The sequence below is a fragment of the Bradyrhizobium sp. genome (assembly GCF_017881085.1).
In the GTDB taxonomy this organism is placed as follows: Bacteria; Pseudomonadota; Alphaproteobacteria; order Rhizobiales; family Xanthobacteraceae; genus Bradyrhizobium.
Window position 1 is genome coordinate 1 of record NZ_JADGRI010000138.1, and the last position, 12,698, is coordinate 12,698.

The 12,698-nt window shown below is 62.7% G+C and carries 19 protein-coding genes; 11 read left to right on the top strand and 8 right to left on the bottom strand.

Annotation, left to right across the window (positions count from 1 at the left end):
• The coding region (recA, locus tag QZ213_RS14670; RefSeq protein WP_291686802.1) for a recombinase RecA at positions 1-840 on the bottom strand (840 nt) is incomplete at its 3' end.
• 771 nt (positions 841-1,611) lie between these two features.
• Between recA and QZ213_RS14675 the strand changes: the two genes are divergently transcribed.
• The 7 genes from QZ213_RS14675 to QZ213_RS14705 all read left to right on the top strand — a co-directional run bounded on the left by QZ213_RS14675 (position 1,612) and on the right by QZ213_RS14705 (position 3,594).
• Positions 1,612-1,788 (top strand): hypothetical protein, encoded by a 177-nt coding sequence (locus QZ213_RS14675; RefSeq protein ID WP_291686803.1) that lies wholly within the window; start codon positions 1,612-1,614, stop codon positions 1,786-1,788.
• Between the two features lie 33 nt (positions 1,789-1,821).
• A complete protein-coding gene (locus tag QZ213_RS14680; protein WP_291686804.1) occupies positions 1,822-2,046 on the top strand; it encodes a hypothetical protein in 225 nt (74 codons plus the stop codon).
• 64 nt (positions 2,047-2,110) lie between these two features.
• Positions 2,111-2,314, top strand: coding sequence for a hypothetical protein (locus QZ213_RS14685; protein ID WP_291686805.1), 204 nt, complete (start codon positions 2,111-2,113; stop codon positions 2,312-2,314).
• Between the two features lie 2 nt (positions 2,315-2,316).
• Positions 2,317-2,502 carry a hypothetical protein gene (locus tag QZ213_RS14690; RefSeq protein WP_291686806.1) on the top strand — a complete coding sequence of 62 codons (186 nt, stop codon included), beginning with the start codon at positions 2,317-2,319 and terminating at the stop codon, positions 2,500-2,502.
• 217 nt (positions 2,503-2,719) lie between these two features.
• Positions 2,720-2,914 (top strand): hypothetical protein, encoded by a 195-nt coding sequence (locus QZ213_RS14695; protein ID WP_291686807.1) that lies wholly within the window; start codon positions 2,720-2,722, stop codon positions 2,912-2,914.
• 171 nt (positions 2,915-3,085) lie between these two features.
• The gene (locus QZ213_RS14700) at positions 3,086-3,319 is read left to right on the top strand and encodes a hypothetical protein (RefSeq protein WP_291686808.1); all 234 of its coding nucleotides are present in this window, start codon (positions 3,086-3,088) and stop codon (positions 3,317-3,319) included.
• 98 nt (positions 3,320-3,417) lie between these two features.
• Positions 3,418-3,594, top strand: a complete 177-nt coding sequence (locus QZ213_RS14705; RefSeq protein ID WP_291686809.1) for a hypothetical protein — start codon at positions 3,418-3,420, stop codon at positions 3,592-3,594.
• 220 nt (positions 3,595-3,814) lie between these two features.
• Here QZ213_RS14705 and QZ213_RS14710 read toward each other — a convergent pair whose 3' ends face one another.
• Complete coding sequence (locus QZ213_RS14710) at positions 3,815-4,045, bottom strand: hypothetical protein (protein ID WP_291686810.1); 231 nt, start codon at positions 4,043-4,045, stop codon at positions 3,815-3,817.
• 438 nt (positions 4,046-4,483) lie between these two features.
• On the opposite strand from QZ213_RS14710, the gene QZ213_RS14715 reads away from it, so the two are divergent.
• Together QZ213_RS14715 and QZ213_RS14720 are read left to right on the top strand one after the other, a co-directional pair.
• Positions 4,484-5,245: a Crp/Fnr family transcriptional regulator gene (locus QZ213_RS14715; protein ID WP_291686811.1), complete on the top strand. Its 762-nt coding sequence runs from the start codon at positions 4,484-4,486 to the stop codon at positions 5,243-5,245.
• 259 nt (positions 5,246-5,504) lie between these two features.
• Positions 5,505-6,185: a Crp/Fnr family transcriptional regulator gene (locus QZ213_RS14720; RefSeq protein WP_291686812.1), complete on the top strand. Its 681-nt coding sequence runs from the start codon at positions 5,505-5,507 to the stop codon at positions 6,183-6,185.
• 32 nt (positions 6,186-6,217) lie between these two features.
• Here QZ213_RS14720 and QZ213_RS14725 read toward each other — a convergent pair whose 3' ends face one another.
• On the bottom strand, positions 6,218-6,517 hold the full coding sequence (locus QZ213_RS14725; RefSeq protein WP_291686820.1) for a hypothetical protein: 300 nt from the start codon (positions 6,515-6,517) through the stop codon (positions 6,218-6,220).
• Positions 6,518-6,847: 330 nt separating this feature from the next.
• On the opposite strand from QZ213_RS14725, the gene QZ213_RS14730 reads away from it, so the two are divergent.
• Together QZ213_RS14730 and QZ213_RS14735 are read left to right on the top strand one after the other, a co-directional pair.
• Positions 6,848-7,315: a PaaI family thioesterase gene (locus QZ213_RS14730; RefSeq protein WP_291686813.1), complete on the top strand. Its 468-nt coding sequence runs from the start codon at positions 6,848-6,850 to the stop codon at positions 7,313-7,315.
• A 167-nt stretch (positions 7,316-7,482) separates the two neighbouring features.
• Positions 7,483-7,725, top strand: coding sequence for a PilZ domain-containing protein (locus QZ213_RS14735; protein ID WP_291686814.1), 243 nt, complete (start codon positions 7,483-7,485; stop codon positions 7,723-7,725).
• Positions 7,726-7,839: 114 nt separating this feature from the next.
• Here QZ213_RS14735 and QZ213_RS14740 read toward each other — a convergent pair whose 3' ends face one another.
• From QZ213_RS14740 to QZ213_RS14760, 5 genes are all read right to left on the bottom strand, one after another.
• Positions 7,840-8,955, bottom strand: coding sequence for a DUF2336 domain-containing protein (locus tag QZ213_RS14740; protein ID WP_291686815.1), 1,116 nt, complete (start codon positions 8,953-8,955; stop codon positions 7,840-7,842).
• A 261-nt stretch (positions 8,956-9,216) separates the two neighbouring features.
• Complete coding sequence (locus QZ213_RS14745; RefSeq protein ID WP_291686816.1) at positions 9,217-10,701, bottom strand: caspase family protein; 1,485 nt, start codon at positions 10,699-10,701, stop codon at positions 9,217-9,219.
• Positions 10,702-10,776: 75 nt separating this feature from the next.
• Positions 10,777-11,010 carry a hypothetical protein gene (locus QZ213_RS14750; protein WP_291686817.1) on the bottom strand — a complete coding sequence of 78 codons (234 nt, stop codon included), beginning with the start codon at positions 11,008-11,010 and terminating at the stop codon, positions 10,777-10,779.
• A 260-nt stretch (positions 11,011-11,270) separates the two neighbouring features.
• Positions 11,271-11,630: a carboxymuconolactone decarboxylase family protein gene (locus QZ213_RS14755; RefSeq protein WP_291686818.1), complete on the bottom strand. Its 360-nt coding sequence runs from the start codon at positions 11,628-11,630 to the stop codon at positions 11,271-11,273.
• A 10-nt stretch (positions 11,631-11,640) separates the two neighbouring features.
• Positions 11,641-12,698 (bottom strand): efflux RND transporter permease subunit (locus tag QZ213_RS14760; protein ID WP_291686819.1); only part of this gene is annotated, 1,058 nt, incomplete at its 5' end.

Consider the following 12,698-nt stretch of genomic DNA (forward strand, 5'->3'; position numbering starts at 1 on the left):
GGAGACGCCCTCGCCATACATGATGTCGAATTCGACCTGCTTGAACGGCGGCGCCAGCTTGTTCTTCACCACCTTGACGCGGGTCTGGTTGCCGACCACTTCATCGCGCTCCTTGATCGCGCCGATGCGGCGGATGTCGAGGCGGACAGAGGCGTAGAATTTCAGCGCGTTGCCGCCGGTGGTGGTTTCCGGCGAACCGTACATCACCCCGATCTTCATCCGGATCTGGTTGATGAAGATCACCATCGTGTTGGATTTGTTGATCGAAGCGGTGAGCTTGCGCAGCGCCTGGCTCATCAAGCGAGCCTGCAGGCCGGGCAGCGCGTCGCCCATCTCGCCCTCGAGCTCGGCCTTCGGCACCAGAGCCGCCACCGAATCGATCACCAGCACATCGACCGCGCCGGAGCGCACCAGCGTGTCGCAGATTTCCAGCGCCTGCTCGCCGGTGTCGGGCTGCGAGATCAGGAGTTCGTCGATATTGACGCCGAGCTTGCGGGCGTAAACCGGGTCGAGCGCGTGTTCGGCGTCGATGAAGGCGCAGATGCCGCCCTTCTTCTGGGCCTCGGCGACGGTGTGCAGCGCCAGCGTGGTCTTGCCCGAGGATTCCGGCCCGTAGATCTCGACCACGCGCCCCTTTGGCAGGCCGCCGACGCCGAGCGCGATGTCGAGCCCGAGCGAGCCCGAGGAAATGGTCTCGATGTCCATCGAGCGGTCGTTCTTGCCCAGCTTCATCACCGAGCCCTTGCCGAACTGGCGCTCGATCTGGGAAAGCGCGGCGGACAGGGCCTTGGTCTTGTCCATGGAGGATCCTTCGACGATACGCAGGGCAGTGGCAGACATTGGTCGTGCTCCTTATGGCGGGGATTCGCTAGCGGGACAAACGGGCGGCGGTGACGGGAACAATGTACCCTATTTGTTCCAAGTTCGCAATATGTTCTTTTCGGATAGCAGCCGCTGTCCGTATTTGACCAGTTGCGTCCTAAATCGTGCTGGCGCTTTCCTAATTTGCCGAACGGGTTCCATTCTGCAGGTTGTGTAAAAAGTTAACACACCCCTAAAACGTTCTCCGTATAAATACCTAGATTTTGGGACTGGCCCGTTTTGAGCGCTTATGGCCTAATTGGCCGATGTGGACGCGGTGGAAGGTCTGCGACGCCTGCCAAAACGCGCGCGCGAGGGTCGAGACCGAATCAGGATTTTTCCTTTGCGAGGAATGCGAGGCGGTCGTCGTCGTCGCATTCCAGGAGTTTGAGCTCCCGGCCATCTCGCCGACGGGCGAGTGGAACGGGCCGCCGTAGCGCTTGTGCCAAATTAACGCCGCTTCCAGCCAACTCGGTTAGACAAGCTACACGCCGAACGATCGCAGCTCATCCACGCTGGGATGCCGTTTTTGCGGGCGGGTGGTCCGGACTCCCAGGCGCTTCGTACCTCCCCTCCAAGAGGGCGCCCGATTGGCGGCCTCTTTCATTCTTGGAGTTCCCTATCGCTCGATATTGGCGTCCTGCCTTGGCACCGCCTGGACGGCGGTGAATTTCTTTTCCGTGGAGCGGCTTCCCTTCGAGGAGTAGTGTCCGGTTTGCAAACATCGGCGGCCCTTGAAAGGAGGACGCTATGGATAGCTTCATCCATCGCGAAAATCTGGCCCTCTACAGGAGACGGCTCGTCGAAGCCAAAGACGACGCCACGCGCAAGGTGATTCAGCAGCTGCTGACGGACGAAGAGGCAAAGGACGACATCCCTCGGGTCAGCCAGGGAGGCGGCTCGGCGGGGAAGCCCAATGCTTCCTAATCCCGCCGCCCTCGCGAACAGCGCAAGATCCCTTTGACCCGCGTCACCTATTTGATCGAGGAGTTTTGCGACCTGACCGGTCTGAGCGAGACGGCAGTCGCACGCTCGATGAAAGACGGCACGCTGCGCACCGTCAGGATCGGCCATCGCAGGCTGGTCCTTGCGCACCAACCGCGGATGCCGCATAGCGCCGTCGGAAAGTACCCGACGCAAGCCCGCCCCCATGATCGGCCACTTTCCAAAGACGAGCACAATTGAACAGGTGCAACTTCGGTTAGTGGTTAGGATCGGTCGGGTTCGAGTCGCGACGGGAGAAGTCCTCATGGTGCACAAAGGCGTGGAATACATGGTTGCCCCTACGGCAACCCCGGGAATCTGGCGATGGCAGTTTCAGATCGGCGAACAGGTCAAGACCGGCAGGACCGAAACCAGGATCAACCTCCTGGCCGCGCGCCGGGTTCAGCTGCGCATCGACCGTGAACTTAAGAAAGTCGAACCGCAGCCAACGCCGGAATTCAAGAGCTGACCATGGTCTGGGGTGACCACGTCGGCGATGGCGGCCGGGATCTGAAGCCAAACTCCGAATGGCGCATGGAACTTCGCGAGAGCGCCAGCGCGCCGCAGTTCCGTATTCGACTTGTCGCGGAGACGCTGGTCTTGCCCTTTGCCTACTTATGTCGCTCGCTGATCGCTGAATTTGTGGTCTTGATCTGATATCTGACGCCATTTTGATCTGACGCAAGGCGGTTTCTGCCGACGGCCCTAGAATAATTTGTCATTGCCGAACTGCCCACGGGGGAAGCTGCGACGTTGACATCGAGCCCCGGACTTTAGTTGGTTCGGGGCTCTTTCATGAGGCCGCCCCGTTGCGGCCGCTTTCATTTCGATGTTACTGGCCCCGGCTGCCCGAACACGCAACCAGAGTTCAGCAATGACCGTCCACGCGCCAAAGCTCTTGACGCCAGAAGAGTTCGCCTCGCTGATCGAGGTCGCGGTTAGTTCGCCGAATCCCACGATCCCGGCGTCCCATCTGACCAAGCTGATTTCCCTTGGCTACGTGGTCGTGACCGCCAAAGGGCCCGTCGTCACCGGCGATGGTCTGATCCGGATTACCGAGAGCGAGTGAGCGCTGACAAACCGAGGCCAAGATCAGGAGCCGCCCAAGAGAGTGGTCGATACCGTACTTAAGCCCGTAAGATGCCGGAATTGATCCGCGCGGGCTCAGGGAATCCACTCACGCAGCAACTCGTGGGTTTTTCAACAGCCCGGAGCGGCCCACACGCATCGGTGCTGTGTCATGCCGTTCTATTTCTTTCGCATCCAGAACGGCCCCTATTCCGGGGGGTCCGATCACGGCACCGAACTTGCCGACCGCATTGCCGCCTGGAAAGAGCTGACCTCCGTTTGCGGCGATATCGTCGGCAGCGCTTCCAGCAAGCTCCAGCAAAACTCCGAATGGCAGATGGAGCTTCTCGACGACACCAAAAGGCCGCTGTTTCGCATCCGCCTCATCGCGGAATCGCTCGAATAGCCCATGGGGCGGGAACCCGACTTTCATATCTTGCTGCCCCGGACATTGACAGAGATCAACGACGGAAGGGCCCGGGAGCTGTCATAAGTTCCCTATTCATGGGTCATGTCATTTTCAAATGTCCGCAAACCGGTCTGAACGTGCAGCATTGGCTGGACGAGGCTGAGCCGGACAATCCGTCCTCAGCCTACGAAACCGTAGTCTGCCAGGCGTGCAACCGGCTTCACTTCATCAATCGATTGAGCGGCAAACTGCTCGGCCAGCAGGAAGAATAGCCCGCGTGTCCCCGGGGCTGGCGCGCCGCCTCATCGACGTCAAGCGAAACACGCCGGCCACAAATTCGAACCGCTCTGCGTGCCAAGTCGGTTCCCGGCGAATCGTAACATTTGGGACAGCAGTCATGGTATCCGGTGCCCGCGCGCCTCGCCATGATACGGAAATGTAAGCAATTTTATGCGGTTTAGAGGAACTCCTCACCCGAACTATACCCTGGCGTCAGTCCGCGCTCGGCAGCCGCCGCATGGTGAATTCGATGTCACCATCAGGCAGTTCGCGCCAGCTTTCCACCGAGCTCATATAGGCGGCCTTGGGATAGCGGGTGAGGAAATCGCGCGCCTTGGTGCGCGCCTTGTCGCGCGGCAAGGTGAACGTCTCGCGCAGATAGCCGTCGTCCGGCTTTCGCCGTCCTGACATCCGGTCTGCGAGATCCCGCGGGCGAAAGGCCATGTCGCAACCCCGGTCCACATAACGACCCCCTCAATATAGCGCGCGCCGGAACCAATCCGAGTCCCGCCGGCCGGGCTTTACCGAATTGAGTCGCTTGCCGGACACAAGACGGATACTGTCCGGAGGAGCCGGCAAGGATCCTCGGGTGCCGGCAACCGAGAGCCCCGAGGCGGACCTCCGCCTCGCTGCGAATGAGTCCGATGGCAGCGTCTTTCTATCTTCGCGAACAAGCCGAGCGTTGCCGCCGCCTCTCCCGCGATTCCACGGATCCAGCCTTGCGCGACAGTCTTCTCAGACTTGCCGAGGGATACGCCGCACGGGCCGTTGCCGAGGAAATGACGACCCGCCGGTTTCGCAGGCGGGCCGAGATGACGATGACGCCAGCTGACGGCCCGTTGTCGTTTCGAGGCAGCCAATAACCGCGGAAAGCGACCAGCCATGCCCCACCGCGATCAACGAACCAACCGGCTGCTCTCGCTGTTGTCGGATGACGACTACGAGCGGCTGCGGCCACATTTGTCAAAGGTCGTTCTCGAATACAAAAAGAGCCTCTACGAGGCGTCGCGCCCGATCGAGCATGTCTACTTCCCCATCGACGGCGTCGCGTCGCTGGTGATCACCACGGCCGAAGGCGCCAGCACGGAGGTCGGCACGATCGGCAGCGAAGGACTGGTGGGCCTGCCGGTTTGTCTCGGCGACCGTGAGGCGCCCTCCTCCTCGGTCTACGTCCAGGTGCCGGGGACGGGGCTGCAGATGGACGCCGGCATTTTCCGCCGCGAACTCGACCGGAGCCTGACGCTGAACCTGACCATGCTCCGCTACGCCCACGCCTTCTTCAACCAGGTCGCGCAATCGGCCGCTTGCGCGCATCTTCACCGGGTGGAGCAACGCTGCTGCCGCTGGCTGTTGATGACGCGCGACCGGATGCCGTCGGACGATTTCCTGCTCACCCAGGAATTCCTCGGCATGATGCTCGGCGTGCGGCGAACGACGGTCACCGAGGTGATGGGGAGTTTGCAAAAAGCGGGGCTGATCCGCTACCGGCGCGGTCACGTCAGCATCCTCGAGCCCGAGGCGCTGCGGCAGCGCGCCTGCGAGTGCTACGAGATATCGAAACTGGAATTCGATCGGCTGCTTGGCGATACCCCGCTCGCGCCGCGGGCCGACAAGAGCAATCGATTGCTCAGCGCGATCGGATAGACATCGCTGCGTGCGATTTCCGACACGGGATTTTGGCCCACGGGAGCGCTTCATCCCCAGATTATTGCGGTCCGAGCCCGGCCGGGGATGGACGCTATGACGGCTACCGGACCGACAACACACCTGCGTCGTCCCTATAAGCAAGCTTTCCGCGGTGCGCCTCTCGGAAGCGCCCACCTCCATCCCCTGCGGTAAATCGGCCCGACCGATCGGGCGGGATATCGCAGTGGCAGTAAACGTTCCAAACGCCGGTCTCCCCTTGGACAACAAGTTGCTCGCCTCCCTGCCTCGCGGTGATTTCGAACGCCTGCTGCCGCATCTTTCGACACTCCCCCTGCAACAGGGGTTGGTGTTGCTGGAGGCCGGTGAGGAGGTCGACCAGATCTACTTTCCGCATTCCGGCATGCTGTCGCTGCTCGCCGTGCTGCGCGACGGCAAGGCGATCGAGACCGCGACCGTCGGCCGCGAGGGCGTGGTCGGCGCGATGGCCGGGCTTGGCCTGTACAAGTCGCTGGTCCGCGTCGTGGTGCAGATGCCGTTGGCCTGCAGTAAGATCGCGGCGACCCATTTCCGAACCGTGGCCGCCACCAGCGATCCCGTGCGCAATCTCGCCATCCGCTACAACGAGGTGCTGCTGTCGCAAGCCCGCGTCACTGCCGCCTGCAACGCGCTGCATTCGATCGAGGCGCGCTTCTGCCGCTGGCTGCTGCAATGCGCGGATCGGGCGGCGAGCGACACCGTTCCCCTGACGCAGGAATTTCTCGCGGAGATGCTGGGCGTGCGACGGACTTCGGTTACCGAAGTCGCAACCAAGGTGCAGAGCGCGGGCGCGATCTCGTATTCGCGCGGCGTGATCAAGATCCTGGACCGGGCCGCGCTGATGCGGTCGTCCTGCGAGTGCTACGAAACGCTGGTGGATCAATCGGCCGTGCTGGCCTGATCGGGGGGGCTGCAGAGCGGCTTTCCCGGCGATCAGCGGGTCTCCGTGCTTTGGGTGCTGCCGGTCTTGGTCTTCGGCTTCGCCGGCGTCTTGGTTGTCGACGTTTTGGGCGTCTCCGCGCTGCGCACATTGCCCCATGGATCATTCGAGGCCTTGGCATCCGGAATCTTCTTCAGCGAGTCCCGATAGGCCTTCTGCCGTTCGGCCTCCTGTTCCTTTTCCTCCGGCGTCATGGATTTCAGCTCCGGGATCAAATTGATATCGGGCATTTGCTGCGCGTAGGCCGGCCCTGTCAGCAACGCGAAGACGGCCGCCATGCGGAAAACGTTCATGGAATGCTCCCTGAATTCTGCCGGTGATATACCATCGCGCCAATGGCTACGCCACGCATCGCCGCTTGAGCCTAGAAATGGTCCGACTTGCAGGATTTCGGCGATTGCATCCAGTCGTCCCAGATCGGCCCGCATTTGGTGCAGCCATTGAGGGCGAGACCCAAGGCGACGACGCCTAGGATCAAGGCCAATCGCCTGAACGTGGTCGAGCTATTCCCCATGAAAGGCATCATACGACTTCAACCCGGGCATTTTCAAGCCGCCGGGCAAGTGTTCCCTTCCGCGAAATGCCCTCTAGAATGCCGCCAATAACGGGGAGAAACATCGTTCATGCAAACCGGACAACAAACAGCGGACTTTGATATCGAGGAAGCCCGGCGCGTCCTTGGCGACGTATTCGCACCGTGGGTGCAGGATCTCGGCCTGTCGGTCAGCGGCCTCGAATACGCCCCGCCGGTGGGGGCGGCCCCCGACTGGCAGCCGGGCGCGATCCTGCGGATGGCGTTTTCGGAACGGCTGTGCCGGCACGGCGGCATCGTCTGCGGCCAGGCGCTGATGGCGCTGGCGGACACCGCGATGGTGATCGCCATTCTCGCCGCCAATCGCGGCTACCGCCCGATGACGACGGTCGACCAGACCACGCATTTCATGCGCGCGGTGACGAAATCGGACGTGCTGGCGGATGCGCGGGTGGTGCGGCTCGGCCGCACCATGAGCTTCGGCCGCGTGACGCTGTCGAGCGCCACCGACAACAAGCCGGTGGCGATGGTCTCGAGCGCCTTTGCGATGCTGCCATAGCGTCTTCGCGCGCGAGCCTCCCCCGGAGGCGATCCCGGGTGCGCGGCAGCATGGTAAACGAGAGCTTAACCTGGAACCAAATTCGGAGGATATTCGATTCAATTGCCCGTAATTTCTCAGCGTTAATTTGAAGCATGAACGATCGAGGCCGTTAGGACCCGCGGACGATGAACGAGAAAAGGGCAGCCCCCAGACATCGAGTGCTCAAGCGCGGCACGCTCGCCCTCAATGGCGGCGGCGGGCTTGACTGCACGGTGCGTAACCTCTCCGAGCACGGGGCGAGGATTGATATCGCCAATCCCGTCGGCGTGCCGCAGGCCTTTACGCTGGTGATCGAGGCCGACCATTTCATGCGCCGCTGCCACGCGGTTTGGAGCAGCGAACGGCAGATCGGCGTCGCGTTCGATTAGCTAACCTGCGGCTGACGTCCGGCGGCGGCCGTTCGCGCCTCGAACTTGGCCGTTGATCGAGACAAAGAGCCGGCGAGACAGCGGGCTTTCAGCCGATGCGCGGCAAAGGCCGGATCAATTCACGAAGGATTTGACCTGCCAAAACCTGAGCAGGCGGTTCGCGTCCTCAGCCTTCAGTTTGACAAACAGCTCTTTGGCAATCGCCAGTTCACGCGGCGCCATGGTGCCCGTCGCAAAGCGGCTTTCCAGGACCGCATGGACGGTTTCCCAGCTTAGTCCCGCTACCTTGCAAGGAACCAGGACGCCGTCGTCGCGAAGGCTTTGCATCAGGGGGCGCACGACCTCGATGGTCGATTGCGACAACTCGGCAAGGGCTGCCACGGTCTCTTCATATTTGCGCTGTTTGGCGAAGCCGAACAAAGCCGCTTCGTTGAGTTCGCCCTTGCTGCGCAACAGCGCAACCAGGCGCTTGGCCGAGGCAAAGTCGCGGGCTTTGGCCATCTCGCGATTTACACCCGCCGAGACCGCCGCAATCGCATCTCGAATTTCCTCGAACAGATGGGGTGGCGCGCGCGACAACAGCCGCGATCGAACCGCCTCTGTCGCATGGCTCAATAGTTCGCGACGCAGATCCGATGGCAGATCGACCCGGATGCCGGTTTCGACGGCAAGTTCAGGATCGGATTCGGCCTGCGCCATGGCAATTGCAAAGCCGGCCGCGGAGATGCGCGCACCCGGATTCTTGATGATGCGGCGGCTGACGCCCGGGTACCGGCGCGTGAACAGCGCGTCGGTGACAACCTCCTTCAACCACCAGCGGCCGGAAATGGCCAGCAGGTGCGGCTCACCCTTTGTCTCCGCGATTTCGACCAGGTCCTGATCGCTCAGGCGCGCGGATTCCGCCAATACGGGACCCGCAATCGTTATCTCATCGTTCCTTGCCAGGCGGCGAATGACGGCAGGCGGCGCCTGGGCAACGGGAGCAAGTTGAATGCTCATTTCGGCAAGCGCCATGCGGGCACTGACGTCCGCGATCGCCCTAATCTCGATGGTCTTTATGAGGCGATCGAGCACTACGTCAAAAAGCTCGATCTGCTCGATATTGAGACGACCGGCGGACAACAGAAAAAGATCCGTAACGCGCTTGACCGTCTCCAGGCGCTTTTCCGCAGAGCCGATCTTTATTGCGGCTTCGACTTCGTCGACGATTGATAGATCTGCATAAGGCATCGCTCATCCTGAGCGTTCTGAAGCACTGTTCTAAGCTCGTTAATGGTTTGTATAGGGAATACCTGAACGTTCCGTAAAATTAGAACCTTCGGCTTTACCCGAAGAATTCCCGGACATGCCGACTCGGCGCCTGGCTCGCCGCCGCCAGTCATGACGCGACCACGATCAGCACCGGCGCAAGGACAGAAGCGATCGCATTGGCGTCAAGACGGCCGTCGTCCACATCGTCGGCTGATCGAGGACGCCTTCCGTCCTCCAGCTTCAGTATCCGCCCCTCTGCCGGCCCATGCCGACGCCGCCGCGTTCGAACCCCCCTCCTCCAAACCCGCCGATGCCGATGCCGATCGACGGTCCAGGGCCGGGCTCATAATAGACCGGGGGCGGCGGACGACGAACGACCACGACATCCTCGTCGTCGACCTCGCGCAGACGCCGCGGCGGCGCGCTGGCGCGCTTCGGCGTGTCCGGCTCGCCGCGCTTCTTGGGCGGCAGGTCGACTTTCTTCAGCGGCAAAGACGGCGCGCCGCCGCAGGGACATGTCGGGGCGGCCAGCGAGGCATTGGCCGGCAGGCTGGTAGCGGCCGCCGGTGCGCCGGCGGAAGCACCATTCGCAGAAGCGCCGGCCACTGCGGCCGGGCTGGCCGCGAAATTGGGACGGTTGCGCAGCCGTTCTTCCAGCTTGCGCGCCGTCACGGTGAGGTCGCTGTCGGGGTATTGGGCAATAAAGGCACGATAGGCCGCCGCGGTGTTGACGATCACCGCATTGTTCCACGCCACCATCCGGCGACGGCGATCGAGCCATTCGCGCGCCTGCGGGCCGAACGGCGGCTGTGCGAACAGCCCGACAAACGCCTCATAGGCTTCCTCGGTGCCGTCGGCCACGATCAGCTCGTTGGCGATCTCGACCGGCTTGCCCTGCAAATCGCGGCGCCATTCCTCGACGCTGCGTTTTGTCACGGGCTGTTTCGTTCCCGGATTGCCGGAACCGAAGAAGGCAAAATTGTCGGTCAGCGACGAGGAGTCCCAGGGCGTCTGCCGCCCCTCGGTCGCCTTGTTCACCGAGACCCGCACACGCTTGAAAGTGTCTTCGATCGAAAGTCCGGGCTGCTTGGCGGCAGCCAGCAGCGCCGTCGTATAGGGGCTGTCGGCGCCGCTGCCGTCCTCGGCTTCCGCGCCGGGCGACGTCGAAAACGACATGAAGGTGCCGGGGGCGCCGGTCTTGGCATCGACGATCGCGAGCCCGCGGCCGGCGGTCTTGTTGATGTCGGGGAACGGATTGTTGCGGCAGGCATCGAGCAGCAGGATACGCATCTTGCTCGGCACCGATGTCAGCGTGTTGAGGACGTCGTTCAGCCGTACCGCCTGCAGCGGAATGTCGGCTTCCCGCTTCGGGTCGACGTCGACGGGAACGAGGAAATTCTCGCCGTCGATCTGCAGCCCATGGCCCGCATAGAACACCAGCGCAACGGTGTCGGGGCCCTTCGCCGCCACCTTGGCCGCGAACTCGCCGACCTTTTGGCGCATCTCGTTCTGCGACAGATCAGCCGCGCTCGTCACGTCGAACCCGGCGTCGGCGAGCAATTGCGACATCGCTTTGGCGTCATTGGCCGGATTGGGCAGCGGAGTCACCGTGCGGTACGCCGACTGGCCGATGACCAGCGCGACACGGTTTTCGGCAAATGCCGCGTGCGAAACCAACAGAATTCCCGCCGCGAGCAGCGTCTTGTGAAGCGCACGACGAAACATGGCAGACCTCCATCCAGCTAGCCAATGGGTCGGCCACGCCGCGGCGGAGGTTCAAGCCCCGGATGATGGAACTCGCTATTTCGGCTTCTTCGCCGGCTCCGCCGGCCGCGCGACACCCCAGGGATCATATTTTTCCTTGGGATCGGGAATTCTTTCCAGCGCCGCTTTGTAGGCAGCGTCGTCGACATTCGGCTTCTTGTGATCCGCCGGCTTGTCGTCGCCGCCGCGACGCCCCTTGCCGCCCATCTGGGCGTGCGCTGGCATTGCGACCAACGCCAATATTACCGCCGCTACCGTGTAGGCCTTCATGACCGCCGTCTCCCTTCCATCCCCAACTTACTCTGAAGCCGGATGATGGCAACAAGGGTTCGGCAGCGCGCCATCGGTAGACCGGCTCCCCGGCCGGACTTCAGCATTTTTTTGATGGGCCAAGGGCTCCCGAACGGACGGCGGCGGCCCATGATATTGAGCGGTGCGGGACGAAGTGGGGCGGATGGACGGCACCATCATGGACCGCCAGCGCGACGACATTGCGCGTCGCAGAACTATGAGCCGATCTAGCTCCGAACTCAGGCCGCAACCGTCAGCGCCTTCTCGAATTGCTCGAATGCGGATATCGCGTCGGCCGCATACATCAGCGAGGGACCGCCGCCCATGTAGACGGCCATGCCGAGGACTTCCTCCACTTCCTGGCGCGTGGCGCCGAGCTTGACCAGGGCCTCGGTGTGGAAACCGATGCAGCCGTCGCAGCGGGTGGCCACCCCGATCGCGAGCGCGATCAGCTCCTTGGTCTTCCTGTCCAGCGCGCCCTCGCGCGTCGCGGCCTGCGCCAGCGCGGAGAAGGCTTTCATGGTGTCGGGAATGTCCTGGCGCAGTTTTCGCAAATCGCCGGAAATGCGTTTTGTAATCTCGGAATAGTTCTTTTCCATTTGAAGCTCCTTACTTGCCTGACGCTGCCGGCGGCGATGGCTGCCGCAGCGCAATGTAGATCGCGGGAATGACGAGAACCGTGAGCAGCGTCGAGGACGCCAGCCCAAACAACAGCGATATCGCAAGGCCCTGGAAGATCGGATCGAGCAGAATGGTGGCTGCGCCGATCATGGCCGCGAGCGCGGTGAGCAGGATCGGCTTGAAGCGGACGGCGCCGGCTTCCAGCACGACCTCGCGCAGCGACTTGCCCTGCCCGCCGCTGTGACGGATGAAGTCGACCAGGAGGATCGAATTGCGCACAATGATGCCCGCGAGTGCGATGAAGCCGATCATCGAGGTCGCGGTGAACGGCGCGCCCAACAGCCAGTGGCCGATCAGGATTCCGATCAGCGTCAGCGGGATCGGCGTCAGGATCACCAGAGGCAGCTTGAAACTGCGGAACTGAGCCACGACCAGCACGTAGATGCCGAGGATCGCCGCGCCGAACGCCGCGCCCATGTCGCGGAAGGTCACGTAGGTGATCTCCCACTCGCCGTCCCACAATAGCGTCGGATGCGACTCATCGGCCGGCTGGCCGTGCAGGCTGATGACGGGTTTCGGCAGCGCGCCCCAATCATGGGCGTCGACGCGCTTTGCCACTTCGAGCATGCCGTAGAGCGGCGCCTCGAAGCGGCCGGCGAGTTCGGCCATCACCATGTCGGCGAAGCGGCCGTCGCGCCGGAAGATGGCCGGCGAGCCCTCCTCGACCGTGGCCTTGACGACCTGGCCAAGCTCGACGACCGTCTTGCTGCCGGGCAGCGTGTTGGCGGGCACCGGCGTCGACGCCAGTGCCTCGGTCCAGGCCAGATCGCGCTTCGGCAATTTGACCGAGATCTCGATCGGATTGCGGTCTTCGCCGCGGTGGGAATAGCCGACCGATACGCCGCCGAACAGGGTCTGGATGGTGTCGTAGACGTCGCGCTGTTCGACGCCGAAAAACTCCAGCCGGTCCTGGTCGATCGACAGCCGCAGCCGCGGCCGCTTCTCGCCGATGGAATCGTCGACATCGACGATGAACGGCACCTCGG

What these genes read in the sequence shown, in the direction of transcription:
- QZ213_RS14675 (WP_291686803.1), top strand. Translation starts at nt 1,612, where the DNA reads ATGGATAGCTTCATCCATCGCGAAAATCTGGCCCTCTACAGGAGACGG.
- QZ213_RS14685 (WP_291686805.1), top strand. Translation starts at nt 2,111, where the DNA reads ATGGTGCACAAAGGCGTGGAATACATGGTTGCCCCTACGGCAACCCCG.
- QZ213_RS14690 (WP_291686806.1), top strand. Translation starts at nt 2,317, where the DNA reads ATGGTCTGGGGTGACCACGTCGGCGATGGCGGCCGGGATCTGAAGCCA.
- QZ213_RS14695 (WP_291686807.1), top strand. Translation starts at nt 2,720, where the DNA reads ATGACCGTCCACGCGCCAAAGCTCTTGACGCCAGAAGAGTTCGCCTCG.
- QZ213_RS14700 (WP_291686808.1), top strand. Translation starts at nt 3,086, where the DNA reads ATGCCGTTCTATTTCTTTCGCATCCAGAACGGCCCCTATTCCGGGGGG.
- QZ213_RS14705 (WP_291686809.1), top strand. Translation starts at nt 3,418, where the DNA reads ATGGGTCATGTCATTTTCAAATGTCCGCAAACCGGTCTGAACGTGCAG.
- QZ213_RS14710 (WP_291686810.1), bottom strand. Translation starts at nt 4,045, where the DNA reads ATGGCCTTTCGCCCGCGGGATCTCGCAGACCGGATGTCAGGACGGCGA.
- QZ213_RS14715 (WP_291686811.1), top strand. Translation starts at nt 4,484, where the DNA reads ATGCCCCACCGCGATCAACGAACCAACCGGCTGCTCTCGCTGTTGTCG.
- QZ213_RS14725 (WP_291686820.1), bottom strand. Translation starts at nt 6,517, where the DNA reads ATGAACGTTTTCCGCATGGCGGCCGTCTTCGCGTTGCTGACAGGGCCG.
- QZ213_RS14730 (WP_291686813.1), top strand. Translation starts at nt 6,848, where the DNA reads ATGCAAACCGGACAACAAACAGCGGACTTTGATATCGAGGAAGCCCGG.
- QZ213_RS14735 (WP_291686814.1), top strand. Translation starts at nt 7,483, where the DNA reads ATGAACGAGAAAAGGGCAGCCCCCAGACATCGAGTGCTCAAGCGCGGC.
- QZ213_RS14740 (WP_291686815.1), bottom strand. Translation starts at nt 8,955, where the DNA reads ATGCCTTATGCAGATCTATCAATCGTCGACGAAGTCGAAGCCGCAATA.
- QZ213_RS14745 (WP_291686816.1), bottom strand. Translation starts at nt 10,701, where the DNA reads ATGTTTCGTCGTGCGCTTCACAAGACGCTGCTCGCGGCGGGAATTCTG.
- QZ213_RS14750 (WP_291686817.1), bottom strand. Translation starts at nt 11,010, where the DNA reads ATGAAGGCCTACACGGTAGCGGCGGTAATATTGGCGTTGGTCGCAATG.
- QZ213_RS14755 (WP_291686818.1), bottom strand. Translation starts at nt 11,630, where the DNA reads ATGGAAAAGAACTATTCCGAGATTACAAAACGCATTTCCGGCGATTTG.